19 protein-coding genes are annotated in these 25,534 nt (G+C 43.1%); 12 read left to right on the top strand and 7 right to left on the bottom strand.

The window, feature by feature from the left end; translation table 11 throughout:
- Window positions 1–374: 374 nt before the first annotated feature.
- Complete coding sequence (locus ACVBJC_RS06595; protein WP_447160083.1) at window positions 375–1,010, top strand: DUF998 domain-containing protein; 636 nt, start codon at window positions 375–377, stop codon at window positions 1,008–1,010.
- A gap of 33 nt (window positions 1,011–1,043) precedes the next feature.
- Here ACVBJC_RS06595 and ACVBJC_RS06590 read toward each other — a convergent pair whose 3' ends face one another.
- Complete coding sequence (locus tag ACVBJC_RS06590) at window positions 1,044–1,901, bottom strand: U32 family peptidase (RefSeq protein WP_447160082.1); 858 nt, start codon at window positions 1,899–1,901, stop codon at window positions 1,044–1,046.
- A gap of 9 nt (window positions 1,902–1,910) precedes the next feature.
- Window positions 1,911–2,912 (bottom strand): ubiquinone anaerobic biosynthesis protein UbiU, encoded by a 1,002-nt coding sequence (ubiU, locus tag ACVBJC_RS06585; protein ID WP_447160081.1) that lies wholly within the window; start codon window positions 2,910–2,912, stop codon window positions 1,911–1,913.
- A gap of 132 nt (window positions 2,913–3,044) precedes the next feature.
- Here ubiU and ubiT point away from each other — a divergent pair, with 132 nt between their 5' ends.
- Window positions 3,045–3,557 (top strand): ubiquinone anaerobic biosynthesis accessory factor UbiT, encoded by a 513-nt coding sequence (gene ubiT / locus ACVBJC_RS06580; RefSeq protein WP_447160080.1) that lies wholly within the window; start codon window positions 3,045–3,047, stop codon window positions 3,555–3,557.
- Window positions 3,558–3,831: 274 nt separating this feature from the next.
- Here the strand turns inward: ubiT and ACVBJC_RS06575 are convergent, their stop codons facing one another.
- The 3 genes from ACVBJC_RS06575 to ACVBJC_RS06565 form a co-directional block, all read right to left on the bottom strand.
- A complete protein-coding gene (locus tag ACVBJC_RS06575; protein WP_447160194.1) occupies window positions 3,832–5,586 on the bottom strand; it encodes a pseudouridine synthase in 1,755 nt (584 codons plus the stop codon).
- A gap of 238 nt (window positions 5,587–5,824) precedes the next feature.
- Window positions 5,825–6,082, bottom strand: coding sequence for a YfhL family 4Fe-4S dicluster ferredoxin (locus tag ACVBJC_RS06570; protein ID WP_012156237.1), 258 nt, complete (start codon window positions 6,080–6,082; stop codon window positions 5,825–5,827).
- A gap of 568 nt (window positions 6,083–6,650) precedes the next feature.
- Window positions 6,651–8,618: an alkyl/aryl-sulfatase gene (locus tag ACVBJC_RS06565; protein WP_447160079.1), complete on the bottom strand. Its 1,968-nt coding sequence runs from the start codon at window positions 8,616–8,618 to the stop codon at window positions 6,651–6,653.
- Between the two features lie 809 nt (window positions 8,619–9,427).
- On the opposite strand from ACVBJC_RS06565, the gene ACVBJC_RS06560 reads away from it, so the two are divergent.
- From ACVBJC_RS06560 to nhaA, 4 genes are all read left to right on the top strand, one after another.
- Window positions 9,428–10,855 carry a class II fumarate hydratase gene (locus ACVBJC_RS06560; RefSeq protein ID WP_447160078.1) on the top strand — a complete coding sequence of 476 codons (1,428 nt, stop codon included), beginning with the start codon at window positions 9,428–9,430 and terminating at the stop codon, window positions 10,853–10,855.
- A 227-nt stretch (window positions 10,856–11,082) separates the two neighbouring features.
- The gene (gene hflK / locus ACVBJC_RS06555; RefSeq protein ID WP_447160193.1) at window positions 11,083–12,036 is read left to right on the top strand and encodes an FtsH protease activity modulator HflK; all 954 of its coding nucleotides are present in this window, start codon (window positions 11,083–11,085) and stop codon (window positions 12,034–12,036) included.
- Between the two features lie 17 nt (window positions 12,037–12,053).
- A complete protein-coding gene (gene hflC / locus ACVBJC_RS06550; RefSeq protein WP_447160077.1) occupies window positions 12,054–13,022 on the top strand; it encodes a protease modulator HflC in 969 nt (322 codons plus the stop codon).
- Window positions 13,019–14,377 carry a Na+/H+ antiporter NhaA gene (gene nhaA, locus ACVBJC_RS06545; RefSeq protein WP_447160076.1) on the top strand — a complete coding sequence of 453 codons (1,359 nt, stop codon included), beginning with the start codon at window positions 13,019–13,021 and terminating at the stop codon, window positions 14,375–14,377. The genes hflC and nhaA overlap by 4 nt, the downstream gene beginning before the upstream one ends.
- A 143-nt stretch (window positions 14,378–14,520) precedes the next feature.
- Here nhaA and trhP read toward each other — a convergent pair whose 3' ends face one another.
- Window positions 14,521–15,897 carry a prephenate-dependent tRNA uridine(34) hydroxylase TrhP gene (trhP, locus tag ACVBJC_RS06540; RefSeq protein ID WP_447160075.1) on the bottom strand — a complete coding sequence of 459 codons (1,377 nt, stop codon included), beginning with the start codon at window positions 15,895–15,897 and terminating at the stop codon, window positions 14,521–14,523.
- 288 nt (window positions 15,898–16,185) lie between these two features.
- On the opposite strand from trhP, the gene ACVBJC_RS06535 reads away from it, so the two are divergent.
- Both ACVBJC_RS06535 and ACVBJC_RS06530 read left to right on the top strand, forming a co-directional pair.
- Window positions 16,186–17,028, top strand: coding sequence for an HDOD domain-containing protein (locus tag ACVBJC_RS06535; RefSeq protein WP_447160074.1), 843 nt, complete (start codon window positions 16,186–16,188; stop codon window positions 17,026–17,028).
- A gap of 126 nt (window positions 17,029–17,154) precedes the next feature.
- Entirely contained in the window at window positions 17,155–18,630 is a 1,476-nt protein-coding gene (locus ACVBJC_RS06530; RefSeq protein WP_447160073.1) for a putative bifunctional diguanylate cyclase/phosphodiesterase, read from the top strand.
- 83 nt (window positions 18,631–18,713) lie between these two features.
- Here the strand turns inward: ACVBJC_RS06530 and ACVBJC_RS06525 are convergent, their stop codons facing one another.
- Window positions 18,714–19,190, bottom strand: a complete 477-nt coding sequence (locus ACVBJC_RS06525; protein WP_447160072.1) for a thioesterase family protein — start codon at window positions 19,188–19,190, stop codon at window positions 18,714–18,716.
- Window positions 19,191–19,730: 540 nt separating this feature from the next.
- Between ACVBJC_RS06525 and ACVBJC_RS06520 the strand changes: the two genes are divergently transcribed.
- From ACVBJC_RS06520 to ACVBJC_RS06505, 4 genes are all read left to right on the top strand, one after another.
- The gene (locus ACVBJC_RS06520) at window positions 19,731–20,171 is read left to right on the top strand and encodes an OsmC family protein (RefSeq protein WP_447160071.1); all 441 of its coding nucleotides are present in this window, start codon (window positions 19,731–19,733) and stop codon (window positions 20,169–20,171) included.
- A 366-nt stretch (window positions 20,172–20,537) separates the two neighbouring features.
- A complete protein-coding gene (locus ACVBJC_RS06515; protein WP_447160070.1) occupies window positions 20,538–23,591 on the top strand; it encodes an EAL domain-containing protein in 3,054 nt (1,017 codons plus the stop codon).
- Window positions 23,592–23,689: 98 nt separating this feature from the next.
- A complete protein-coding gene (locus tag ACVBJC_RS06510) occupies window positions 23,690–25,027 on the top strand; it encodes a DEAD/DEAH box helicase (protein WP_447160069.1) in 1,338 nt (445 codons plus the stop codon).
- Between the two features lie 140 nt (window positions 25,028–25,167).
- Window positions 25,168–25,515, top strand: coding sequence for a DUF6176 family protein (locus ACVBJC_RS06505; protein ID WP_447160068.1), 348 nt, complete (start codon window positions 25,168–25,170; stop codon window positions 25,513–25,515).
- Window positions 25,516–25,534 lie beyond the last annotated feature (19 nt).

Genomic DNA, 25,534 nt, shown 5'->3' with positions numbered 1-25,534 from the left:
GCAATGCATTAACACAATATTGTAGGGTATCTCATTAATACACTTGTTTAAATTGTCGGATGTAATTTTTTGTATATCTTTTTGAATAACAAGTTTGTTGACTGATTTAAGCTAACTTTTTGGGTTTAAAATCTTTTTATCCTATGATTTTTGGATTGTTTTTAGCAAAGAGCTTGATATTCTGTTTCACAGGCTATAAAAATAACAAATGCGTTACATTCCTGTGTCGTAAATGTTTATTAAAACTCTGAGCTAGACCTCGTTACAGTAAGCCAATTCGATATACATTAATAAACGTTAATAAAGAGGTTAATTAGGTAACTATGCTCGTTAATAAATACAATAAAGTGTCAAGGTTAGCGTTTAGGTTTGGCATGCTGGGTATTTTTGGCCAAGTACTAGGCCTAGTGCTATCTATTGTGATGTTCGAGCACTTTGACGGTCAGGGATATAGCTTTTTAAACCACACATTGAGTGAGCTAGGCAGTTATGGACACTCTCGTTATGCCGTTATCGTCAATGGTGGGCTGTTTTTTGGTGGCCTGTGTGTAGTGCTATTTTGCTTACTGAGCCTGCAACTTGGCGACTCAGTTTGGCGTTACCCTTTTTTCATTAGTCTTGGGCTGACCTATTTAGCCTTTGCTGCGACAGGTCTTTTTCCGATTAATGTCTACCACCTACATATTATCGCGATCAAATACTTCTTTATTTTTGGCTGCTGTAGTCTGGTGTCTTACATCGGTTTTCAATTGATGGCGAAAGAGGCTAGATTCTCTATTTTGACCCAGATAAGTGCATTGGTTGCATTTGTGTCTATGAGTGCATTTCTGTTACTGCCTCTACTTAGCTTGGATTTAACAGAAGGTGATGGCGCATTTTATAATGAGATGCTACTCGCTCCCTTTCGCCCTGAAATGTGGTGGCCCGCCGTCGTGCAATGGATTGGCGTAGCCACCTTCTTAACCTGGAGTGCCTTGGTGATTAAGGATCTGAAAAAAACCTTTCATTAGCACTATGGGGTTAACTCATTTTCAAATTGTTGCTTATAGCGCTGGAACTTGGCTAAATCCGGCTGATTGATGCCAATAGCCGTTACAAGATGAGTCCTTATCCGCTATTGGTTGCAGCAAGATATTTTCTGCGATTTCTATGCTCTTTAGACTATGTGGCGATACTCTAAAATAGTCGACTCCCATCTGTTTCATCTGCTCAACTTCATTGGATAGATCAATTAAGCTTGCTGATTGGGTTTGAATACCGTTAAGCCGAAGCAGAGGTTGATCATCCATGGTTTGTGCGAGTAACCCTTTAGAGTGGGACAAACACACGATTTGGCAATCATCTTTTTGCAGTCCCAACTGGCGAGCGGTAAAGCATCGTGCAGAGTGAGCCAGTGGCAAATAGCCATGACCAAAGACTTCCACTTCAAAAGGGATAGGCTTTTCCGTTTCGATAACGTTGGTTAACCACTCTTTAGACAGTTCAATCGGCATCACAAAACGTTGCATGCCCCATTGATGCAGTTTCTTTAGCGTTGCAAAGTTATAGTTGTTGACGGTTGGACCACAAACAAAGGGTAAGTTACGCTCTTTGGCTGCTTGCACCGCTCCCATGTCATTGGCTTCGATAATAAACTCACCATTATCGACATGTTTTTGTAGCTCGGTATATTCAGATGGCGCCTCGAGCAGCGCAAGCGTTGAAAGTACCACTTGTTTGCCAGACTCTCTGAGCATTTGAGCTAATGCTAAATAATCTGCAAACTTAAGCTGTCGACGGCGACTACATACGGTTTCGCCTAAATAAATTAAAGGGATATTACTTTGTGCAACCTGCTGATAAAAAGCATTAACTTTTTCTTTTTCCCAGCAATATTGCAGTGGTCCGAGTGACGTTTTCATCATTAATCCTTATTGCCAGTTACGCTCATAAGCGCCAAGAGTAGTGGTTTGTCCCTCAGATACTTTTGCTAGCGCCTGATCCCAAGACTGCTGCGTTTGGTACTTTTCAGGTGCAGACATATAGCTGTCGATAGCTGCACGCCACACCTTAGTGACTTGCTCAACATAAGCTGGGCTACGCTGGCGTCCCTCAATTTTAAGCGATACCACATTGGCTTTAGCCAGCTCTGGCAGCAAGCTTAAAGTGTTAAGGCTGGTGGGCGATTCAAGAATATGACTTGGCTTACTGTTTTCAGCTGTGGTGTAACGGCCCTTACAAACAACCGGGTAGCCCATCTGCTCATCTAAACCTGATTTATCGATTAATACATCGTTTAGCAATGTCAGCCGATCACTGCCAGACTCCTGCCAACGTACGTGCTTAGCGGGTGAACATGAGCCGCCTGTGTTGGGCGATTGTCCCGTGACGTAAGAAGATAGGTGGCAACGGCCTTCGGCCATAATGCACAGGCTGCCAAAGGCGAACACTTCTAAATCGACGGGTGTCACTTTGGCAAGATCGCGTACTTGCTTCATTGAAAGCACTCGCGGCAATACCGCACGTTCAATATTAAACTCTTCTTTATACAGCTTCAGTGCACCTAAATTAGTTGCACTAGCTTGTACCGATAGATGCAAAGGAAGGTGAGGGTAGCGACTGTGTGCATAATCGAGTAACGATAAATCAGCCATGATTAACGCATCGACACCGGTGTCAGCAGCAAGATCAATCGCTTGATACCAGCGACTTTCTTCACCAGGCTTGGGAAAGGTATTGATGGTTAAAAATATCTTTTTGCCACATTTCTTAGTGTATTCGGCGGCTTGCTGTAACTTCTTAGGTGTAAAGTTCAATCCGGCAAACGAGCGCGCATTGGTGTCGTCTTTCAGGCCCAGGTAGACCGCATCTGCACCTGAGTTTAGGGCGGTTTTCAGTGAAGCGAGATTTCCCGCGGGGCACAGCAGTTCCATGTAGTTGCTCCAAAAATAATGAAACAGGAGTTTAAAAGGGAATGAAGATCAAATTTTTGATGTAAAACAGGTTTGTGATCATAAAATCTAGGTAATATTCCTTTCTTTGCCACATTTTGGATACATTTTTACATGCAAGGTTTTCTTCCTCATAAGTTAGCGCAACAAATACTCGAAATTGGGCCTAAAGTTATTGCTCGCCCATTAGCCATTGTGCCGTTTGCGATGAAGGCTGAGCTACTAAAACGCATCTTAGGTTTATTACTTTCAGAGCAAGCTGAAGACGATGAATTGAGCTTTTTAGCGGGCCGTTGGGTTGCGATTAATATTGAAGATTTAGGGTTAACTTTCGAAGTGACGTTTGATGAATGTTGGCATGTACGACCGCAACAAGATGCTGAAGTGACGTTTACTGGTCAATCTAAAGAGCTGTTATTAATCGCGGCGGCTAAGGAAGATCCAGATACACTGTTTTTCCAACGTAAGCTTTGCATTGAAGGCGATACCGAGCTTGGGCTCGAGGTGAAAAACTTACTGTTAAGTGTTGAGTTTGATGCTATGCCTGCTGCCATTAGAGTGACAATTGAAAAGTTGGCGCAGGCGCTACAAACTTTACAGGCCAAAGCACAGCCGAGCTTTGCATAAATGGCTCACTTTTTAGCGCTCATTCGTTAGCGCTATTTGTTAGGGCTCTTTGTTTGAACTTATTCATTTAAAACTGTTTAAGTTTATTTGTTTGAGGCGATTTATTAGAGCCGATAAACCAAGCTCTGGGTTAGATGTGAGTTAAGCGTTCGAGTTTTGGTTTAAGGATTTAGAAACTATTTCGTCCAGCAGATTAGAGAGCGGCATAGATAACGTCATAGATAAGCATGTGGGTTAAACATTTAGATTAACCCACATCATCTCAAGCAAAAGATTAAGCTTCTAAGCTAAAGTCGGCGTCGACCTCAAAGGTTAAGCGCTCCTTAGTCACAGGATGATTAAGTACCAACCTTTGGGCATGGAGGTGTAATCGATTCGCTTTGCAGCCATAAAGGTCATCGCCAATGATGGGCAGATGTAAGCCATCATGGTGGGCACAATGCACCCGCAGCTGGTGTGTCCGTCCCGTGTGAGGGTACAGATATAGCATGGTGTGTTTCGCGCTGCGAGATTTTACCTGCCATAGGGTGTGGGCATGCTTACCATGCTCATAGCACACCAATTGGCGCGGTCTGTCATCGAGATCTACCCTAAGAGGCAGGCTAATCTCCCCTTGATCACCTTGTACTTGGCCTGCTACCTGTGCCACGTAACGTTTCTCAACTGTTCGTGCAATAAACTGCTGCGCCAGAGACTTATTGGCGTCACGGGTTAGCGCGATGACCATAAGGCCCGAAGTGGACATATCTAAGCGGTGCACAATCAGCGGACCTGTCGCCTGAGGAAACATCGATTTCATGCGAGCATAAACAGAGTCAGTCACATTCTTACCCGGTACTGATAGAAACTCGGCAGGTTTATTAACCACTGCCATCGCTTCATCTTGGTATAAAATCTCGATAGATTTGCCTTCGGCAGGATTGGTGAGTAAAGGATTGGCATCCATCTCAATGCCTGCAAGCATGTGGCTTAAAATGGGTTGGCACTTTCCCTGACAAGAACCATAAAAGTTTTTATGCTGCTTGATCTCAGACTTTGGTGATGCTCCCCACCAAAATTCCGCCATTGCCAATGGTGTATAGCCTTGACTAAAGGCAAATTGCAGCAGTTTAGGCGCAGCGCACTCACCAGCACCCGCTGGCGGTTGCTGCGTAGGGCTATCTTTAAAGATCTGGTTGAGATCTTTAAGCTCGCCAGCTTGATTTAAAAATTGATACTGGGCAAAGATCTGTTGTTGTAAACGGTTAGACTGCTGGGCGCGCGTCGCTTTTATTTGAGTTATTTCATCAAGCAGACTATTGAGTTGGCTTGAAACTTCATGGCATCGACTATCCCAGTCCTGTTTTACCGCTTTAAGCTTAAATTTCTCGGCGACACTCTCTTTACCTAACTCAATATTAAGCTCGTTAAGTACAGCTTGATTCTGCTCTTTTTCAGCGCAAGTACGGCGTAATTTGCGCACTTTGCGATTTTCAATAATTTGCGCTCGTATAGCCTCTAACTCGCCCTCAGCCTGAAGGCGTAATGTGGCTAATTCAGTGGTTAATATTGAAATATTAGGGTTACTTTCAGCGACTTTGAGCTGCTCAGTTAACAGGTTAAGTGCTTGCATCCCGGCATGAAAAAAGCTTTCTTCGGCCAACATATCAAAAACCGGTGGTACAAAGCCATTGAGTAAGTTTTGCTCGGCTAATTTTCCAGAAAACGCGGCTAAATAACCAAGCTCCCCGCTTTTATTACGAACGAGTAATACTCCAAACATCTTGCCAATAACTTCGGTTTTATCATCGCCTAAACCATTATTTGAATGATTGTCTAAACTATTGTCTGAGCCATTCTCAAAACTATTATCTAAACCAAAGTTATGCTGCCAGTCTGTTTGCGAACTTAAATAGGTTTGCAACTCTTTCGCGGCCAACAAACACAGTGGGTGTGGCTGGTAGTAAAAGGGAAAGGTAAAACGTTTTGGCAGCTCATAGCTATCGATAGGTGATTTGAAAGCGGTAAAGCATTGCTGAGCTGAGTACATGGGCATTTAACAACTTTTGGCAAGGATAAACGAGCGCTAAACTCAATTAGGTTAACTTGAATCAACCTAATTTAACTTAAGTTAAATTGAGCTAGCACGGTAATGAGTGAGGCGAGATTTTACGCTGTCATCTCAATGAAGTCATTAGTCGGCGGACGTTTTTACGTGATACTTAATTGACTCGCCCAAAAACAAAAATGGAGCCATTAGGCTCCATTGTTAATCAGTAACACTAGGCTTATTCGACAGGCTTACCTGTGATGATGTGGTATTTAATTAATAGCTCATCATCTGATTCTTTGTGGTCTGGGTCAACAGCAATACAGTCGATAGGGCAAACCGAGATACAGGTTGGCTTGTCATAATGACCGACGCATTCGGTGCAAAGTACAGGGTCAATCTCATAGATCTCTTCACCCATAGTAATCGCCTGATTCGGACATTCTGGCTCACACATGTCACAGTTGATACAGCTGTCGTCGATTAATAATGCCATCTAATTAATATACCTTATAAAAATCATTCATAATAAGCGCTTACGTACATTCCTTATGAGGGTAATTGCTTTTCTTTTTCCCGGTTAACAGCGGATTATTTACGTTGATTTCACTATGTAAGTGACACAAATAGCAACACAAACTTAAGCCTAGTTTGGGTGATATCTAGTGTGTCATTAGTGAAATTTTTTACCGAATATTACCGAAAAAAGAATGGAAAAAGTCTCTTGAGGTCAAGTATATCACAGGGTGTGGACAAACCTAGCTTATCTGATTACAAGATGGCACTCGTGAAGTGGGCAAGCTAAATGGAAAGCTAAATTAAACAGCTAGATTAAACAGCTAGATTAAATAGCCAAATGAAAAAGCCATCAGCCCAGATATGCTGGTTCACACATCTAACGCATACATATCGCTTTTTCATTTAGGTTACACTCATAAAGCGTGTGTTACGGCAAAAAGCACTGCTAGATCCAATAACAAGATAGCAGTGCTCATAGAAGCGCTAAGGACGAAATACCTTCATCCTTAGCTGTTCAACTAAGGTGCCTAAGATGCCCTAGCACCTTATGGCGTAACCACGTTAAACCAGAAATTGAAATCATCTAGCATAGCGAGAAACGCTTTAAACTGCTGTTTGTCCCCAGTGATCTTCACATCGCCGTTTTTAATCGCCTCATCAAAGCTGAGTTCTTTCAGTTGAATACTGTTCATCGTTTTCATTGACATCTCTAGAGCCACATCGGGGTTATCGACTTGATTTTTACTATGATGCAGCACTGCATTTTCTAATGTCAGCGTGTACTTGCTGTTAAGGTCGGTAAAATCAATATTGATATTGAGTAACTTACCTTCAGCTTTGCTTGAATCAAGCCTTATCGCTAAGAAGTCAAACAGCATTTCTGGTGTCATCGCTCTAATGGTATCAGGCGTTGCAGTTTGCGTACCTCCAGCTGATGGTACGCCGTTTCTCAGCTCATAAGCACCTTGTAAATACACTGAGCGCCAAGGGCCTGATTCAGCTTGGTAGCCAAGCTGCTCAAAAGCATCGGCTAACAGCTCTTTAGCTGCTTGATTGTCAGGATTAGCAAATACTGCATGCTTCATCACTTCTGCGACCCAGCGATACTCTCCTTGATCAAATGAAACCTGTGCTTTCTTGAGCACCGCGGCCTCACCACCCATAAACTCCATATACTTTTTTGCAACCATTTCTGGCGGTAGGTTATTGAGGTTCGAAGGGTTACCGTTATACCAGCCCATATACCTTTGATATACCGCGCGACTGTTATGGCGTAAGGTGCCGTAATATCCGCGCGTTGGCCAATTTTGCTCAAGCTCCGCAGGGAGCGTTATCATTTCGGAGATCTCTTCACCTGTATAGCCTTGGTTCATTAGGCGAACAGATTGGTCATGGGTAAATTTGTAGATATCACGCTGCTTTTTAAAGTATGGAATGATATTTTCACTATCCCATACTGGCCAGTGGTGACTTTGAAACTTCACTTTAGCCTGGTTCCCCCAAGTATCAATGGTTTCGTCCAGAAAGCTTGACCAGATCAATGCATCTCGCACCTGAGCGCCACGTAGGGTTAGGATATTGTGCATGGTGTTAGTGGAATTCTCAGCCATCCATAGTGCTTTCATGTCTGGGAACCAGGTATTCATCTCGGCTGGTGCTTCACTACCTGGAGTGAGCTGAAACTCCATGTTAACGCCATCAATGTTGAGCTTTTCACCGGTTTTTGTGATCTCATGACTTGGCAGTAATAGGCCCGCAAGCCCTGTTGACACCGTCATTCCTAGGCCACCATTGACACCTCCTTTAGCATTACGAGGCAGTAAGGCACCGTACATATATACTGCGCGCCGCCCCATAGCGTTACCTGCAATCACATTCTCTGAAACTGCATGTTCGGTAAAGTGTTCCGGCGCAATAATTTGTACCTTGCCTGAGGCAACATCTTCTGCCGTTGCAATCCCGGTTGCGCCGCCATAGTGATCGATATGACTATGGCTATAGACGATAGCAACAACGGGGCGCTCACCTAGTTGTTCATTGATAAAATCAAGCGCGGCTTTGGCTGTCTCGGGTGAGATGAGAGGGTCGAAGACTATCCAACCTGTTTTGCCTTTAATAAAAGTGATATTGGTTAGATCGAACCCGCGAATTTGATAAATATTGTCAGTGACTTCAAATAAACCATGTTGCATTACAAGTTGAGAATTACGCCATAAACTAGGGTTCACAGTATCAGGGGATTCTTTATCGATACTGATATAGTTTTTATATTGTTCTAGATCCCAGACGATGTTGCCCTGTGCATCTTTAATGGTGACCGTGTCGGGTTTGGCGATAAACCCACGCTGCGCATTGATAAAATCTTGTTTGTCACTGAAGGGCAGTGCCTTAAGGACGGCAGCATTTTCTGTTTTGGTAAATTCGGTTGCGGGTTTTGATTGTGTCGCTGCGATACTCGAGTTAGATAGCACCAGAGAAAATGCGACCAGTAGGGGAAGCTTGGATCTATTCATTACAAATTCCTTTTATAACGGATAATGGAAAGCTATTTAAAAATGTGCACAAAGTATAATCAACTTAGCCGGAAGTGATTGAATTATCAATGGCTAATGTAGTTTAGTCTTCTCTATCGTGACTTTTTGGGAAAGGGATACATATTTGCAGTTTAATGGGGGCGGTCTTTTTTATTCAGAAGTAAGCCAGAGCATTAATCTAAAGCATTAATAAAAATAGGATATTAATTTAGAGCATTAATCTAGGGTGTTACTCGCATGATGTGGACTCGGGGTGCTTGGCCTTGTGGCAATCTCCCTTGTAACACGCTTAAGCCCGCTCACCATCTATCTGTGAACGGTGGCTGCCCCGATTAATGGCTGAACATACAATTGTCTTGTTCAACATTGGGGGCAATTTCGGGCAGTAAACAACAAGCCCAAGACTTGCTTTATTTGGGTTACTCTCCCATCCTCAGCTATAAGTGATAAGTGATAAGTGATAAGTGATAAGTGATAAGTGATAAGTGCAAGATGAGACTCTATCGACTGTACCTGTAAGTGATTAGTCGTTACTAGGTGCTCACAGTGAGTCGTGTTAGGTGAAGTACAGGTAAACATAGGCCTTTATAGCGCTTAATGAGTTTCCGTTAAGAGGTTCATCATCATGAACTCCGCGCTACCAACACGTAACGGCGACAATGCGACCTCATACAAACAGATGGACATAATTTAGTTAAGTCGTTTTGGTCATAATCCAAATTAGTGTTAGAGGTTGGCTGCAATATTGCTGAGTACTTTTTGATGCATCAAAACGAGAGTGGTTAAGTATGAGGAAAACATCGAAAAGAAACACGTCAGAGCAGGTTGGCTTTGCAAAAATTAACGTCCAAAAAGGTGCTTTGTGGGGCGAGCAAACACAGCGCTCGCTAGCATTTTTTAACATTGGAAGTCAGCATTTTGATCTAGGCTTCATTAAAGTGCTTGTTAACATTAAGCGTGCTTGCGCTGAAATAAATTACAGTCACTCCTTACTCTCGGCTAGCCAACACAGTGCAATCTTATTTGCTTGCGATGAAATTATACAGGGTGACTATGGCGCTCAGTTTCCACTTTCTATTTGGCAGACAGGTTCTGGTACCCAGACCAATATGAATGTCAATGAAGTGATAAGTCGCCTGGCTAGTGACCATTTAGTTGCTGCAGAGCTTAATGGTCAAGCTATAGGGCAGCCAAGCAACAGTATTCACCCTAATGATCACGTCAATTTATCTCAATCTTCTAATGATGTGTTTCCCACTGCTATGCATATTATCGTGGCGCAGCAAACTCAAGATGTTCTTTTACCTGCCATAGACTTACTTGAGTGCGAGTTCTCCTCAAAGCAAAATGAATTCAAGGGGGAGTATACAGTTGGACGAACACACTTAATGGATGCGCTACCTATCAATGCCAGCTCCTGTCTATCGGCATATGGGAGTCAACTTACTTTTGCAAAGCAAGCGATACAAGAGAGCCTGAAGGGTTTATATCAATTGGCGCTAGGGGGGACGGCGATAGGTTCTGGATCGAATGCTCCGCCATTATTTGGCCAACAGGTCATCAGTTTACTGGCTAAACATTATCGTCAGCCATTCATGCAATCAGCTAATTTGTATGCTGCAGTATCGGGTGAGGATGCGTTATTGCGCTACAGCAGCGCCCTTAAGCAATTAGCTGCAGTATTACAGAAAGTCGCAAATGATTTCCGCTTACTCGGCAGTGGGCCACGTTGTGGTTTAAACGAATGGCTATTGCCCGCAAATGAGCCAGGGAGCTCAATCATGCCTGGTAAGGTTAATCCCACTCAATGTGAGGCATTAAGCATGGTGTGTTTGCAAGTATTTGGCAACGACCTTACGGTATCGCTAGCGAGTTCCAATGGACAATTACAACTGAATACTTACCGCCCGGTAATTATCCATAATGTATTGCAAAGTATAGAGCTGTTATCTGACGCTATGGTGTCTTTTGCTAAAAATTGCGTGCGAGGGCTACGGCAGAATCTGGTTCAAATTGACAAGAATATGTCGAACAATTTATCTGTCATAACATTGCTAATGCCCATATTGGGATATGATAAAGCGACGCAAATTGTTCAGACTGCAGCACATAGGAATATCACTCTCGCTCAAGCGGCTGAATATCTAAATTTGATGGACCAGAAACAATTCCAATTGTTATTACAAAAACAACTAGATGAAATGTTGCCTAAGTAGTGACAAGTTTACAAGTCAGCCGGCTAGCTTGATAAATCACCTAAAGTGAACCTGACTTTACTATGACAAGATTTTCTTGCCATAGCCTCAAGGTCACAATCATGTCGTCACCTAATGACCCTCTCCCACCTGAAGACAGTTCAGACAATGCCGCTCCCTATAGCAGCTTTGTAAAAAGCGTAAAAAACCATGCGATAGAGACTCAACAGTTTTTCACCCGCAGCGGTATGAAAAATGTGCTCTTAATCGCATTACTTTTGATTATCGTTACGCTCTTTTGGCAGGCTGTTTATACCGTCCCTAGTGACTCTGTCGCAGTTGTGCAGCGTTTTGGTAAGTTCCATTTAGAAATACAACCGGGTCTACACTTCAAATTTCCTTTAGGTATTGATAAAGCGACGATTGTTCCGGTCAAGCGACAGTTAAAGCAAGAGTTTGGTTTTACTACCCCTGGAGCCAGAGATCCCTTTCAAGGCTCCATGGAAGCCGACGGTGAGCTAGAAACGCAGATGGTTACCGGTGACTTAAATGCGGCATTGGTTGAATGGGTCGTTCAGTATCGTATAGCCGAACCTATCAAGTTTTTATTCGAAGTACGCTCCCCTAGCGCCACGCTACGTGATGTCTCTGAGTCCGTTATGAGAGAAGTTGTCGGTGATCGTACTGTGGATGAGGTAATTACTATTGGCCGACAAGAAATTGAATCTGAAGCGCTCGATAAAATGCAGGCGCTGACGACCAAATATGCCATGGGGATCAATATTGATCAGGTGCAGCTTAAAAATATTAATCCTCCTAAACCGGTACAGGAATCGTTTAATGAGGTAAACCAAGCCCAGCAAGAAAAAGAAAAGCTGATTAATGAGGCTCGTCGAGATTACAACAAAGTCATTCCTTTAGCTGAAGGTGAAAAGGATCAGCGGATCCGTGAGGCTGACGGCTACCGCCTGAAAAGAATTAATGAAGCACAAGGTGATGTTGCTCGATTTAATGCGTTATTGGGACAGTACAGTAAAGCCCCTGAAGTGACACGTCAGCGGATTTACATCGAGACCATGCAGACGGTGTTGCCCGCAATTGAGTCAAAAATCATCATTGATGAACAAACTCGCAATGTTTTGCCTTTTTTAGATCTTAAACCTAAGCAAGACAAACAGGGGTTGGCTCATGAAAAAGATTAGTTCAGCGGTTGCCTTTATTGTCATCGTTTTTAGCTTGCTTGCTTGCTTTGGTTGGGTCGCTTTATACGGTAAGTGAAGTAGAGCAGGTGATTATTACCCAATTTGGAAAACCGGTAGGAGAACCGATAACTGACGCGGGGCTCAATATAAAAATCCCCTTCATACAGGAGGTTAACGCTATCGATAAACGCGTACTAGAGTGGGATGGTGATCCGTCCGATATGCCAACTAAAGATAAACTTTATATCTCAGTCGATTTATTTGCGCGCTGGCGAATAACCGATCCATTACAGTATTTTTTGCGTTTACGTGATGAGCGCAGTGCTCAGTCGCGACTTGATGACATTTTGGGGAGTGAAACACGCAATGCGGTAGCGAAGCATGAATTGATTGAAATTATTCGTACCACAAAAAATAGGCAGCCTTTAAGGGATGGTCAAACGATAGAGGCTGTGAGCGACTTAACACTAGGGAATTTAGTGCCGATCACCAAAGGACGTCAGGTGATTGAAGAGGAAATATTTTCCGCTGCGACAGATAAAGTCCGAGTGTTTGGTATTGAGCTATTGGATATTCGCTTTAAGCGTATTAACTATAACGCCAGCGTAAGACCTAAAATTTATGATCGTATGATCAGTGAAAGACGTCAAATTGCAGAGCGCTTTCTTTCTGAAGGATATGGAGAAGCGGCGAGGATTAGAGGTAATCGTGTCCGTGACCTAAATAAGATCCAATCTGAAGCTTATCGTGATGTGGAGGAAATTCGAGGCTCTGCTGATGCCAAAGCGGCAGAGATATATGCGCTGGCGTATAACCAAAGTCCTCAAGCGGTGGGTTTATATGAGTTTACGCGCACAATGCAGTCTTATCAGTCAATCATGGCTGAAAATACGACTTTAGTCATATCCACCGAGAGCGATTTATTCAAGTATCTAAAGGGAGTATATCCACCAGAGGCGATAACATCCGCACCTAAGCAACAATGAACAAAAAGCTGTTCCAACCCGATGAGCGCGGTCACCCCACCCAACTTCCTAAAGAGTATGTTGACTGGATAACCCAGCCGATAACCCGATTTTTGCATATTGAAGCCGCTGCTGGCACGGTGTTGTTGTTTTTTACCCTAGCGGCTTTAGTGCTGTCTAATTCTATATGGGCTGAAACTTTTCTGTCATTGTGGGACGTTCCTGTTGGTATCACTGTGGGAACAATCGAATTTACACGTTCGCTGCGCGAGTGGATCAATGATGCATTGATGACCTTGTTCTTTTTCTTAATTGCACTGGAGCTGAAGCGAGAAATCATATTAGGGGAGCTAAAAACACCGCGTTTAGCGATGCTATCTATCAGCGGAGCTGTTGGTGGTATGTTGGTTCCAGCCTTGCTCTATTTAAGTCTTCAATTAGATCAGCCTGGCCAGTATGGCTGGGGGACTGTGATGGCAACCGATACCGCATTTGTTATTGCTTGTCTCACGTTACTTGGCCCTCGTATTCCGAAAAGTTTACGGGTCTTTATGCTCTCACTGGCAATCATTGACGATATTGGCGCCATCATTGTGGTGGCCGTAGGTTACGGTGAAGACATTCAGTTGCATTATATTGGGCTTGCCGTGATTGGATTCGTGCTGGTTAAAATTATGGCAGTGCTCGGGGTCCGCAATATCATGTTGTATTTTCTTGTCGGCGGGGCTATCTGGCTTGTAGTCGATGCTTCAGGAATGCACCCTACTGTGACTGGAGTGATATTGGGGTTGATGACTCCGACTAACCGTTGGGTAAGCGAAGCACGTTTATTGACGATAATAGAATGTGTTGTGCCATCTCACTCGATAGGAAAACAGGGGGTTTTTAGTGTAAAACGTAAAGTGCTCAAAACGGCTGAAGCGGCGACCAGAGAAGTACTTTCTCCCGTTGAACGTTTAGAGATGTTACTTCACCCCTGGATTGGTTTTGTCGTTATGCCTTTGTTTGCATTCGCTAATGCAGGTATCCCAATTTCTCTTTCAGAAATATCAGCTTCGTTGTTTACTGCTGTTTTTGTTGGTCTCGCAGTGGGTAAACCTATCGGCATTATCTTATTCTGCGGCTTAACAGTATGCACTGGTCTAGCGATAAAGCCGCCGGAACTTCATTGGTCATATCTTTTTGCTGGTGGCATATTGGCCGGAATTGGTTTTACCATGTCGCTATTTATTGCAAACCTAGCGTTTAATCCAGTTCTCATCAATGATGCAAAGCTTGGGATCTTGTCTGCCTCGTTATTCTCGGCATTAATGGGAATGGCATTATTAAGCTGGCTATTAAAGCGCGATACTAAGAACAAGCAGCAGGGGAAGTAGGGCACTAGGAAAGGAGTCGAGGGTTAAAGAGAAATGTAGATTGGCCCTATTTAGCAGCTCAATAAAAGTATTTAGCTGTTAAGCGAAAGCATTTAACAGCTAATTAAAAGACAGGCCCTAAACAGGGCCTGAAACACCCGATATTAAGCTGGAGTGTCGCTCGGTTGATGTGGGTTACGAGTATCTTGACCTTGTGGCAAGTTACGCAGTAACACGGCTTTTTCAAGCTCAACACCAGCTGGTACGTCTAGGAATACAAAGTGACCTGAACCTAGACCGGCCTCAACACTTTCACCTTTACGGTTAATTAGGCTATCAACTTTGATGGTTAAGTTACCCTGTGGCGTCATCACTTCAACGCTGTCGCCCACTAGGAACTTGTTCTTTACATCCACTTCAGCAAGGCCCGCTTCATTACGAACGCCGGTAAACTCACCAACAAACTGCTGAGTATCACTGATTGAATAGCCATAATCGTAGTTTTGATATTCATCATGTACGTGACGACGTAAGAAACCTTCGGTATAACCTCTGTGCGCTAGACCTTCTAGGTTGTGCATCAAAGTACGGTCAAAATCTTTACCTGCCGCAGCATCTTCAATCGCTTGACGATAAAGCTGCGCGGTACGTGCAACATAGTAGAAAGATTTAGTACGGCCTTCGATTTTCAGTGAATCTACGCCCATTTTTGTTAGACGATCAACATGCTGAATCGCGCGTAAGTCTTTAGAGTTCATGATGTAGGTACCATGCTCATCTTCAAACGCTGGCATGTATTCACCAGGGCGACCTGCTTCTTGTAGCAAGACGATTTGGTCAGATGGCTGACCTGCGCCTAATGTTGGCGTTTCAATCTGTACGTCTGGGTTAACGGCAATAATGTCACCGCTTTCATTTTGCTTAGCCTCATGAACATCGTACTTCCAGCGACAAGCATTGGTGCATGTACCTTGGTTAGGATCACGCTTGTTGATGTAACCAGAAAGCAGGCAACGGCCAGAATAGGCCATGCATAATGCGCCGTGAACGAACACTTCTAGTTCGATATCAGGGCAACGTTGACGAATCTCTTCGATTTCATCAAGTGATAGCTCACGCGAAAGGATCACACGCTTAATGCCTTGTGATTCCCAAAACTTAACCGATGCCCAGTTAATGGCATTAGCTTGCACTGATAAATGCACCACTTGATCAGGAAACGCTTCGCGTACCATCATGATAAGACCAGGATCTGACATGATTAACGCATCAGGCTGCATCGCAACCACAGGCTCCATATCTTTGATATACGTCTTAAGCTTGGCGTTATGCGGCGCGATGTTGCTCACCACATATAGCTTCTTGTTTAAGCTATGGGCTTCTTTAATACCCGCAGCTAAGTTTTCCATCTTAAAGTCGTTATTACGCACGCGAAGACTATATCTTGGCTGGCCGGCATAAACAGCATCGGCGCCATAGGCAAAGGCGTAACGCATATTTTTTAATGTACCAGCAGGGGACAATAGCTCAGGTTTAAACATAATAGCTTCTCTGTTAACGGATAAGGGTTCGACAATCGGCCGCGCATTTTACTTAATGCAGCAGGGCTAATGCAAGAAAGTCAGCCGCACATAATAATTGGATTTGAGTGGATCTGAGTCATTTATTATAAAACCTTGTGATCTATGCGACATTTTTCGAGCGGTTTTACTGAAAATGTACCATCTGATTAAGTATTGACCCATTAAAGTGATTTTGCACGTAACTAAAAGCGTTCTACTGATATACTCGAACCGCTGCAAATTAATACGGTTTATAAGGGAGTTGAGATGTCTACAGAACATCAAGTATTAGTTGGTTTATTAAAAAAATTAAAGTCAGACTCTTTGGTGTTACCGACCTTGCCTGAAGTGGCGATGCGAGTACAAGAAGTGGTGGGCCAAGAAGACGTTAGTCTAAAAGATGTCGCGAGTATTATCGGTCAAGATGCGGCAATTTCTGCCAGAGTTATTCGCATCGCAAATAGTGCTATGTATAGCCGTGGGGTTCCTGCTGATAACGTCAATGCAGCAATCAATCGTATTGGGTTGATGCAAATTAAATCCATCGTGACATCGGTCGCGATGGAGCAACTTTTTATTTCAACCAACCAAATGGTTTGGGAAGTGATGGATGAGGTATGGAGTTCATCCATTGATGTGACTGCCGCAGCATGCGCGATGTTGCAGAGCTACAATGCTAATCATCCGGGTAGCAAGTTAAACATCGACACGATGACGTTAGCAGGCCTAGTGCATAATATCGGCGCGTTACCGGTACTAACTGAAGCTGAAGCACAACCTGAGCTATTTAATAGCATAGAAATGTTACGAGCATTAGTGAAAAAGCTGCAAGGCCCACTTGGGCGCGCGGTACTAAAAAGTTGGGAGTTCTCACCCGATGTAATGCAAGTGGTCGAGCGCTGGGCAGATTTGACCTATAACTCAGAAAAGCTGAGTTACTTAGACTTTATTCGCGCGGCGGCCTTCTATACAGGAGAGCTTAAGGCTGGCGTGGACTTAGAACAAAGAATGGGATTTTTTATCGAGCGTGGTTTACCTGTGTCGACTGAAGAGTTAACTGGTGAACAATTTATTGAAGCATACCAATCAATTAAAGCAAGTTACGAATAATACCTCTGTTTAAACCAAAATTGATATTGCAAGTTAAACTATAGTGGTGGCTGGCGCTGGAGTTACGGGTCACTATAGTTTATAACTTAATAACTCAAACTCAATTAACGGTTAAAGTACTCATTGATGGACAGTTTTTGGATGATCTCCATTGTGTGTTTGTTGCTACTCATTTTATTAGTATGCGCACTTTGGCGGCAGCAAAAACTTCGTCATTTTGTTAATCAGCTGCGTAAATCTTTTGAGCTACACGGCTTTACTTTTCCCGCTAACAACTCTTTATCGGCGCAGCTGAGTGGGCTATCTGACTCTGTGGGAAAGTTACATATTCAGAGTCTGCAAGCCGTGCGGGATAAATTGACAGACCTTGATAACCGTTTAAGCATGAAGCGTAAAATGGCTGAGTTAATGCCATTAGATAAAGGCAGCCTGGTTCTTTTGGATATCTATCGCTTTCGTTACGTTAATGATCTGTTTGGCTTTAATTTTGGCGATGAGCTACTAAAGCAGATAGCGGCAAGAGTAAAAGATTTATCTCCCGATGGGTCTTTGATAGCAAGAATGAATGAAGATGAATTCCTCATTTACTTCACCAGCGCAATGTCGCCACTACAGCTACAGCAACTGATTGATAAGTTACAGCTCCCTTACGATATTTTTGGCAGTATCATTACCACTAGAGTACAAGTGGGCCATTTAGCTTTGGAACCCTTTCATAGTGATATCAGTACTATGCTGCGACGGTTAGATTTAGCGCTTAAAAAAGCTAAGACTCATGATGTTGCCTTATCTGAATATCTATTGGGTGATGATGCGGTGCAGCTTAGAGAAGTCTCCATTATTAATAGTTTGGCAAAGGCGTTGCGTGATGGCGAGCTTTATATGGTTTATCAGCCAAAGCAGAGTTTTCCTAAAGGAGACTGCCAGCAAGTTGAAGCATTAATGCGTTGGCAGCATCCACAACTAGGTAGCATTTCACCGGCCGAGTTTATTCCACTTGCAGAGTATTCCGGTATGATCGATATCGTCAGCCAATGGGTACTCGATGAGGTGTTTGCCCAGCAGGCATTATGGCACCAAAATGACATTAAACTTCAGGTGGCGGTCAACCTGTCGACGCAAGACTTACGTAGCGCATCTTTGATAACAGGTATAGAAGCGAGGCTAAAGCAGCATCAACTCGAGGCGAGCGCCATCTCGATTGAAATCACTGAAAGTAAATTGATGCAAGATCTCGATGGTGCAGTCGCAACGATTAACCATCTGCGTCAGCTTGGCGTCGATGTTGCGATTGATGACTTTGGGACTGGTCATTCTTCTTTAGCTTACCTTAAGTACTTACCAGTCGATGAAGTGAAGATTGATAAAGCCTTTTTGGATGATTTAGAAATTGATGCAAGAGCCCGGCATATTATGGATACCAGCATCCGTTTGGCCAAAGGGTTAGGCTTTAAGGTCACTGTAGAAGGGGTCGAAACCGAAGATATTTTACAGTTATTACTGGGTATGGGAGTGGATAAAATCCAAGGAGATATTTTTTCTCAACCGTTAAAGCCAAAAGAGCTAGAGTCACGTTGGCCTAAATTAAGTGGTATAGGCTAGTCATACCAAGCTCAACAAGTTGTCGATAAAGGTGAGTTTGTGGAACATTACCCCACCTTTATATCCTACAAGTTAGCCATCCTCTACAAGATAACAGCTTCAGCAAAGGCCTCACTCAGGCGTTCAATGAGTAATAGTGGCATGGGGCTGAGTTGACGTTTCTTGTTCATGCACACCATCTCAATTTGCGCGGTTACCGCAGGTTTCTTACCGTTTGGACGCCAGATCTCTTGTAACCATACGGTGCGATATTTACTCTCGAAGTAGAACTTGGTTCGAATATCAATAATATCAGCAAACTCAACACCATCATGGCAGAGCATATCGCTGCGATAGACTGCAAAACCTAAGTCATGTTCATCCCATAAGCTGGCCAAGCTATTTGCTCCAATAACGTGTTCTCGGGCGCGTTCGAAGTACTTTAAAAAATTAGGGTGGTAGACCACGCCTGAAAAATCGGTATCTTCATAATAGATTTGTACAGGAAAGTGATAAGTTTTACTTTGCTGAATAGGCTTAGCGTCATTGGCTTTAGGGGGGATAGCGTTAGGGTGCGACATAGTTATTTAGTGGAGTCTTTGATGCTGTAGGGTATTGGTAGACAAGCTTAACATAGTCTTTGGTTTGGCCAAGGAGTATTGGTAAACAAGCTTAACATAGTCTTTGGTTTGGCCAAGGAGTATGGGTAGGCAAGCATGACATAGTCTTTGGTTTGGCCAAGGAGTATTGGTAAACAAGCTTAACATAGCCTTTGGTCTGGCCAAGGAGTATGGGTAGACAAGCATGACATAGTTTTTGGTTTGCCAAGGAGTATGGGTAGGCAAGCATGAAATAGTCTTTGGTTTGGCCAAGAAGTATGGGTAGACAAGCATGACATAGTCTTTGGTTTGGCCAAGGAGTATGGGTAGACAAGCATGACATAGTCTTTAGTTTGCCAAGGAGTAAATTCACTAAATGTACAAATTGTGAGTTTAATTTGAGTTTTCAGCAAAACATCCATTAGAATAATCTTATTGAGTTGCTTATTGAAAAGAGCTTTTTTGAAAGCCTTATCACTGAAAATAGTCTCATCAAGAGACATCTAATGGAGTTATATTAAGATGGCAGAGAAGATCATTGAACTAAAAACACATATGGGTGAAGGCTGGAAGATCACTAGTCAAGTAAGAGAACACCTACTGGTAATCGATCAGCCGACAGCGGGTAACGAAGGGGCAAACCCTTTGGAGACGTTTATATTTTCATTGGCAGGTTGCATCTCTACCATAGCTAAAATGGTCGCTAGAGAGCAAAAAATCAAGCTTAATCAATTTGATGTGTCGATTCAAGCTCTGCTAAATACAGCGGCGTTACTGGGGCAGGATTCACCGGATCCGGTAGGCTTTAAGCATATTGATATTAATGTTGAAGTCGATGCTATGCTCAATGGTGAGCAGCTCACAAATGAACAAAAAACTCAATTTCTTGATGCCGTTTGTCATCGCTGTCCGGTGCATGACAATCTGTTAAATCCAACACTGGTAACCCATCAAGCAAGCTAATGAGCTGCTGACTCGTTAATCACCTAACGAGTCAGCATATATTCCTACCTATCTATTTATCTATGTCATTAAACCTGCTAATACCCATGAAGCATTAAATTCAACTCAAATCAAAATAAGTAAAGGGTTAACTAGACTTTAAATTTGGGGTGTTTTTGTCTATCTTTATAAAATAACAGATAAAAATATTCGTATTTAACGCTTTTACTTAAGTCTCATATTCAGTTTGATTCAATCTTGCAGCTTAGGTTAAGGTGGTATGGAGATACTCGATAGTTATTCGGGTTAGCCCCTATGTTTTTGTTAGACTTTTATATAAAAGTCGTTATTCCAGTGGGACTCATTTTCAAGGATGAATAGCTTCTTATGGATCAAAATTTAACACTTTCTCTTATTCAAAACGCCGCATTGCTATTGGCTATAGTGCTTGTGTATGACGCCTTTCCGCGAAGCAATAAGCGTGAGCTAGACTTGATGTGGCGAGTGGGTATTGGCCTGCTGGTTTCAGTTATTACTATCTCGGTTATGCTAATGCCTTGGCAATACAGTGAGGGCGTTTTCTTTGATTCAAGAAGCGTCATTTTAAGTCTTTGTGGCTTATTCTTTGGTGGTATTCCCACTTTAGTCGCAGTCACTATTAGCAGCTTATATCGATTTAGCGAAGGCGGTATTGCACTATGGTCTGGTATTGGCACCATAGTGACATCGGGTCTGATGGGCTATTTGTGGCGTAAGTACCGTAATGGGCCGATAAGTGATATCCACTTTATTGAGTTATTTGCCTTCGGTCTTATCACAAGCAGTATAATTTTACTTTGGGGGCTGACCATGCCCACAGAGATAGCTGTTAGCTTATTAAAGCAGATCACACTTCCGTTCTTGATTATTTTCCCGCTGACGACCGCAGTACTTGGCATGCTCCTGTCACGCCGTATAGAAATAGATCGCGATCAAAAAATTAAGTTACAAGATCATCTGTTATTTAAGTCGCACTTTCAGACCGGCAATATGGGGATTGCCATAACTAGCCAAGAGCATCAATGGATTAAGGTTAATCCTAATCTGTGTGAAATGCTTAAATATACTGAGCAGGAGTTGTTAGGTTTATCTTGGCCAGAGTTAATGCTTAAGCAAGATTTCCACCTCTATAAACACCACTTTAATCAGATGTTGGAAGGTGAGATTAACGAGTTTGAACTCGATATTCGCCTTATTTCAAAAGATGAAGCTCTGGTTTACACCCATATGACGGTAGCCTGTCAAAGATCACAATCTAAAGTTGAATTAGTCATTACAGGCTTGCTGAACCGAACATTACAAAAAGAAGCCGAGATGGAAAAGCTCGCGAGTCAGGAGCAGCTAGGCTTAGTTCTCGCCAGTAGTGAGTTAGGTTTTTGGGATTGGGATATTCGTCGTGACGTAATCGAACGAAATGAGCACTGCGCTGAGCTGCTAGGTTGTGATGTCGATGCCTTAAATAAAGATCCGAAACGGTGGTTGAATGCTATTTATCCTGAAGACCGAGTGGCGGTATTAAAGTCGATTGATGCGCACTTAAGTGGTGAAACTGAGCAATATAAAATGGAATACCGCATCCATAGTCAAAATAATCAGACTTTGTGGATCTTAGATACCGGTAAGGTAATGAGCCGTGATGAAAACGGTAACCCGATAAGAATGTGCGGTATTCATACCGATATCACCGACAGGAAACAAGTTGAAGAGTCATTAAAGCTAGCCGCGTCAGTGTACAACAACAGCAGCGAAGCGATGAGTGTACAAGATGAGCAAGGTGTGATTCTCAATATCAATGCCGCATTTACCGATATTACTGGCTACAGTGAAGCAGAAATTAAACAGCAGAATATTAAGATCCTCCAATGTAATCGTAATAATCGTAGTGCCTACGAGCAGATGAACCTAGCCATAGAGGAGCTCGGTCGCTGGCAGGGGGAGGTGTGGCTGAGGCGCAAAAATGGTGAAGAGTTTGTGGTTTGGTTAACGCTTAATGTCTTATTTGATACTAAGGCACAGACTCAACGCAGAGTCGCGCTGTTTTCTGATATCACAGAAAAAAAGCAAGCGGAGCAAATTATCTGGAAACAGGCCAATTACGATCCGTTAACAGGTCTGCCGAACAGGCGTATGTTGCTAGATTATCTGAGTGCAGAAATCCTAAAGTCAGACAGCCGTGAGCAACATTTTGCGCTAATGTTCATCGATTTAGATTACTTTAAAGAAGTAAACGATACCTTAGGGCATGACATGGGGGACACCTTACTCGCTGAAGCGGCAAAGCGTCTTAAAGCCTGTATAAGAGAAACTGATGTGGTGGCTAGATTAGGTGGTGATGAGTTTACTGTGGTGCTGTCGGGGATCTCCGATATTAAAGGGGTCGATAAAGTCGCGAAACAGATATTAGCGCGCATCGCAGAGCCTTATTGTTTAGGTGAAGAGACTGCATATATTAGCGCCAGCATTGGTATTACACTTTATCCCGATGATGCTGAAACCATTGAAGGCTTACTCAAGCATGCCGATCAAGCTATGTATGCCGCAAAGGATGAAGGCAGAAACCGCTTTCATTACTTCACACCGTCTATGCAGCGGTACGCTAAACATAGAATGCGTTTAATTCAAGATTTACGTCATGCCATTGCCAATCATGAGTTTGAGCTTTTTTACCAGCCGATTGTTAGTTTGCAGCAAGACGATAAATTAAAGGCTGAAGCCCTCATTCGCTGGCGTCACCCTAAACGCGGCTTAGTTTCTCCCATCGAGTTTATTGCGGTAGCAGAGGAAACAGGGCTTATTATTGAGATTGGTAACTGGGTTTTTCAGCAAGCCGCTAGGCAGAGTGCACGATGGCGGGACAGGTTTGGTGTCGAGGTGCAGATTAGTATTAATAAATCTCCGGTTCAATTTAGAGATGAGGGAGAAAGCTTTGAGTCCTGGGCTGCTCTGCTAAAGACATTGAAGTTAACTAATAATAACATCTGTATTGAGATCACTGAGGGCTTATTGCTTGATGGCAACAGTGCTATTTCCGCTAAGCTTGCACAATATCGTGAGTCAGGTATACAAGTGTCGTTGGATGATTTTGGAACGGGCTACTCTTCACTGGCATACCTTAAGAAATTTGAGATAGATTACTTGAAGATTGACCAATCTTTTACCCGGAATCTTGACAGCAATAGTGACGACTTTACATTATGCGAAGCGATTATTGTGATGGCGCATAAATTGGGTATGAAAGTGATTGCCGAAGGCGTCGAGACTGACTACCAACGTAAGGTGTTAACCGATGCTGGCTGTGATTATGGCCAGGGCTACCTATTTTCAAGACCCGTCCCGGTTGAAGAGTTTGAACAAAGCTTTATTGAGGCGGCATATAAAGTAACAGAAAAAAGTACGGCCTGATTTCGGCTATTTACTTTGATTGCTATAATCTCACGCAGTATTTTGCTAGACTCCGCGCTCACTTTTATTCCCTGTACTCTTACAGTATTGAGCCTACCATGAACTTTGATGCATTCGATTTACATTCCAAAATATTAGATGCAGTTTCTGCGCGCGGTTACCAGCAATTGACTCAAGTTCAATCGCAGGTATTACCTGTAGCGATGGAAGGCAAAGACATTATGGCCTGCGCGCAAACCGGAACCGGTAAAACCGCTGCGTTCGCCTTGCCGTTACTTAATACGTTAATCAAGGAATATAACCTCTTTACTGAAGAGAGTGCAGGAGCTGCACATCAGTCGAAGGTTAAGGTGTTAGTGCTTACCCCAACCCGTGAACTTGCGATCCAGGTTGCCGACAATATCACGGCTTACGCTCAGTTTTTGCCATTCAAAACAACCGCTGTTTATGGTGGTTCAAATATGAACCCACAGCGCAAAGCGCTGCAAGCGGGTGTCGATATTTTAGTGGCGACGCCAGGGCGCTTGTTTGATCATATTGGTCAGTTTGGTTTAGATCTGTCGAACGTCACTCATCTGGTTGTTGATGAAGCTGACCGCATGTTGGATTTAGGCTTTGTTCGTGATATCGAAAAAGTTAAAAAGCTGGTGGCGGCAAGGCACCAAACGCTATTTTTCTCTGCCACTTATAGTGAAGCGGTTAAAACGCTAGCCGAGAAAATGTTGTTAGCACCTGAGTGGATTAATGTGGCGACGTCGGCCACGGCAAGTCTGATCACTCAAGAAGTTTATTTGGTTGATAAACGCCGTAAAGCCGAGTTACTTTCAGAGCTTATTGGTCGCAATAACTGGCAACAAGTATTAGTGTTTGTCAGCACTAGAGAAAGTGCTGAGCATTTGCACGCTGAATTAAAGCTTGATGGCGTGAAAAATGCGGTTTTCCACGGCGAAAAAACGCAAGGTGCGCGCAACCGTGCATTAGAAGAGTTTAAAACTGGTAAATTACGTGTCATGGTGGCAACCGATGTTGCTGCTCGTGGTCTAGATATTGAAGCACTGCCTTTAGTGATTAACCTAGAGTTGCCTTTTGCCGCTGAAGATTATGTGCATCGCGTTGGTCGTACTGGCCGCGCAGGTTTAGCTGGACGCGCGATTTCATTTGTATCGCCGCAAGACAGAGAAATGCAGCAAGAAATCGAACTGTTAATTGAGCAGACTTTACCTTGTATTACTTTACCGGGCTACGAAGAGGGGGCCGCTTTGCCTGCTCGTTATCGCGATGTCGTGGTTAAGCCTGTTAAAGAGAAAGGTCATAACAAACGTAAATATGAAGATAAAAACCGTACTGCAAAAAATACGATTGGGAAAAGCAATATTCGCGGCGCAACCTCAGGAAAAAGTAGTTACGGTCGCTCGAAGGATAAAGCTAAGAAATAGTGCACATATCGCATAATTTACTCTAATTTAAAGTGAACATATCTAGCGCTAGAATGTTCACTTTTTTATGGGCTAAAGTTTGTCTTTGCAACAGGATGTGAAAATATAAAGAAAGTCTCAGCGCTTTTGATGAGGTAAGAATGGAATCTAAATTATTGAAGATAAAACTTAAGCTTGGCTCTAGAGAAAAGCTAGACAATTTGATCTGTTATATGCGTGAAAATATTGAATTCCCTAAGAGTGAGATGGTTCAAAAAGGCTATTATTGGGACAGTGTTTTCTATGAATCAACTCGAGATCATGAGCATATTTACATCGTGATAAAGTCGGTAGACTTTTCTAAGATAATGCTGGACGAATCGGCGCTACTCCATACACCATTTAGAGAGGTTTATGAGAAGTTTAGGCAAGAGTGCTGGGTGAATGAACCTTATTCTGACATTGATGCAACCGCTTGTTTTAACTCGTCGATGCAATTTTCTATTTAGTTGTAATTTCAATTAATCG

It is taken from the genome of Shewanella sp. 0m-6 (assembly GCF_052977325.1).
This window is presented reverse-complemented; position numbering and strand designations above follow the sequence as displayed.

What these genes read in the sequence shown, in the direction of transcription:
- ACVBJC_RS06595 (WP_447160083.1), top strand. Translation starts at nt 375, where the DNA reads ATGCTGGGTATTTTTGGCCAAGTACTAGGCCTAGTGCTATCTATTGTG.
- ACVBJC_RS06590 (WP_447160082.1), bottom strand. Translation starts at nt 1,901, where the DNA reads ATGAAAACGTCACTCGGACCACTGCAATATTGCTGGGAAAAAGAAAAA.
- ubiU (WP_447160081.1), bottom strand. Translation starts at nt 2,912, where the DNA reads ATGGAACTGCTGTGCCCCGCGGGAAATCTCGCTTCACTGAAAACCGCC.
- ubiT (WP_447160080.1), top strand. Translation starts at nt 3,045, where the DNA reads ATGCAAGGTTTTCTTCCTCATAAGTTAGCGCAACAAATACTCGAAATT.
- ACVBJC_RS06575 (WP_447160194.1), bottom strand. Translation starts at nt 5,586, where the DNA reads ATGTACTCAGCTCAGCAATGCTTTACCGCTTTCAAATCACCTATCGAT.
- ACVBJC_RS06570 (WP_012156237.1), bottom strand. Translation starts at nt 6,082, where the DNA reads ATGGCATTATTAATCGACGACAGCTGTATCAACTGTGACATGTGTGAG.
- ACVBJC_RS06565 (WP_447160079.1), bottom strand. Translation starts at nt 8,618, where the DNA reads ATGAATAGATCCAAGCTTCCCCTACTGGTCGCATTTTCTCTGGTGCTA.
- ACVBJC_RS06560 (WP_447160078.1), top strand. Translation starts at nt 9,428, where the DNA reads ATGAGGAAAACATCGAAAAGAAACACGTCAGAGCAGGTTGGCTTTGCA.
- hflK (WP_447160193.1), top strand. Translation starts at nt 11,083, where the DNA reads ATGAAAAATGTGCTCTTAATCGCATTACTTTTGATTATCGTTACGCTC.
- nhaA (WP_447160076.1), top strand. Translation starts at nt 13,019, where the DNA reads ATGAACAAAAAGCTGTTCCAACCCGATGAGCGCGGTCACCCCACCCAA.
- trhP (WP_447160075.1), bottom strand. Translation starts at nt 15,897, where the DNA reads ATGTTTAAACCTGAGCTATTGTCCCCTGCTGGTACATTAAAAAATATG.
- ACVBJC_RS06535 (WP_447160074.1), top strand. Translation starts at nt 16,186, where the DNA reads ATGTCTACAGAACATCAAGTATTAGTTGGTTTATTAAAAAAATTAAAG.
- ACVBJC_RS06530 (WP_447160073.1), top strand. Translation starts at nt 17,155, where the DNA reads ATGGACAGTTTTTGGATGATCTCCATTGTGTGTTTGTTGCTACTCATT.
- ACVBJC_RS06525 (WP_447160072.1), bottom strand. Translation starts at nt 19,190, where the DNA reads ATGTCGCACCCTAACGCTATCCCCCCTAAAGCCAATGACGCTAAGCCT.
- ACVBJC_RS06520 (WP_447160071.1), top strand. Translation starts at nt 19,731, where the DNA reads ATGGCAGAGAAGATCATTGAACTAAAAACACATATGGGTGAAGGCTGG.
- ACVBJC_RS06515 (WP_447160070.1), top strand. Translation starts at nt 20,538, where the DNA reads ATGGATCAAAATTTAACACTTTCTCTTATTCAAAACGCCGCATTGCTA.
- ACVBJC_RS06510 (WP_447160069.1), top strand. Translation starts at nt 23,690, where the DNA reads ATGAACTTTGATGCATTCGATTTACATTCCAAAATATTAGATGCAGTT.
- ACVBJC_RS06505 (WP_447160068.1), top strand. Translation starts at nt 25,168, where the DNA reads ATGGAATCTAAATTATTGAAGATAAAACTTAAGCTTGGCTCTAGAGAA.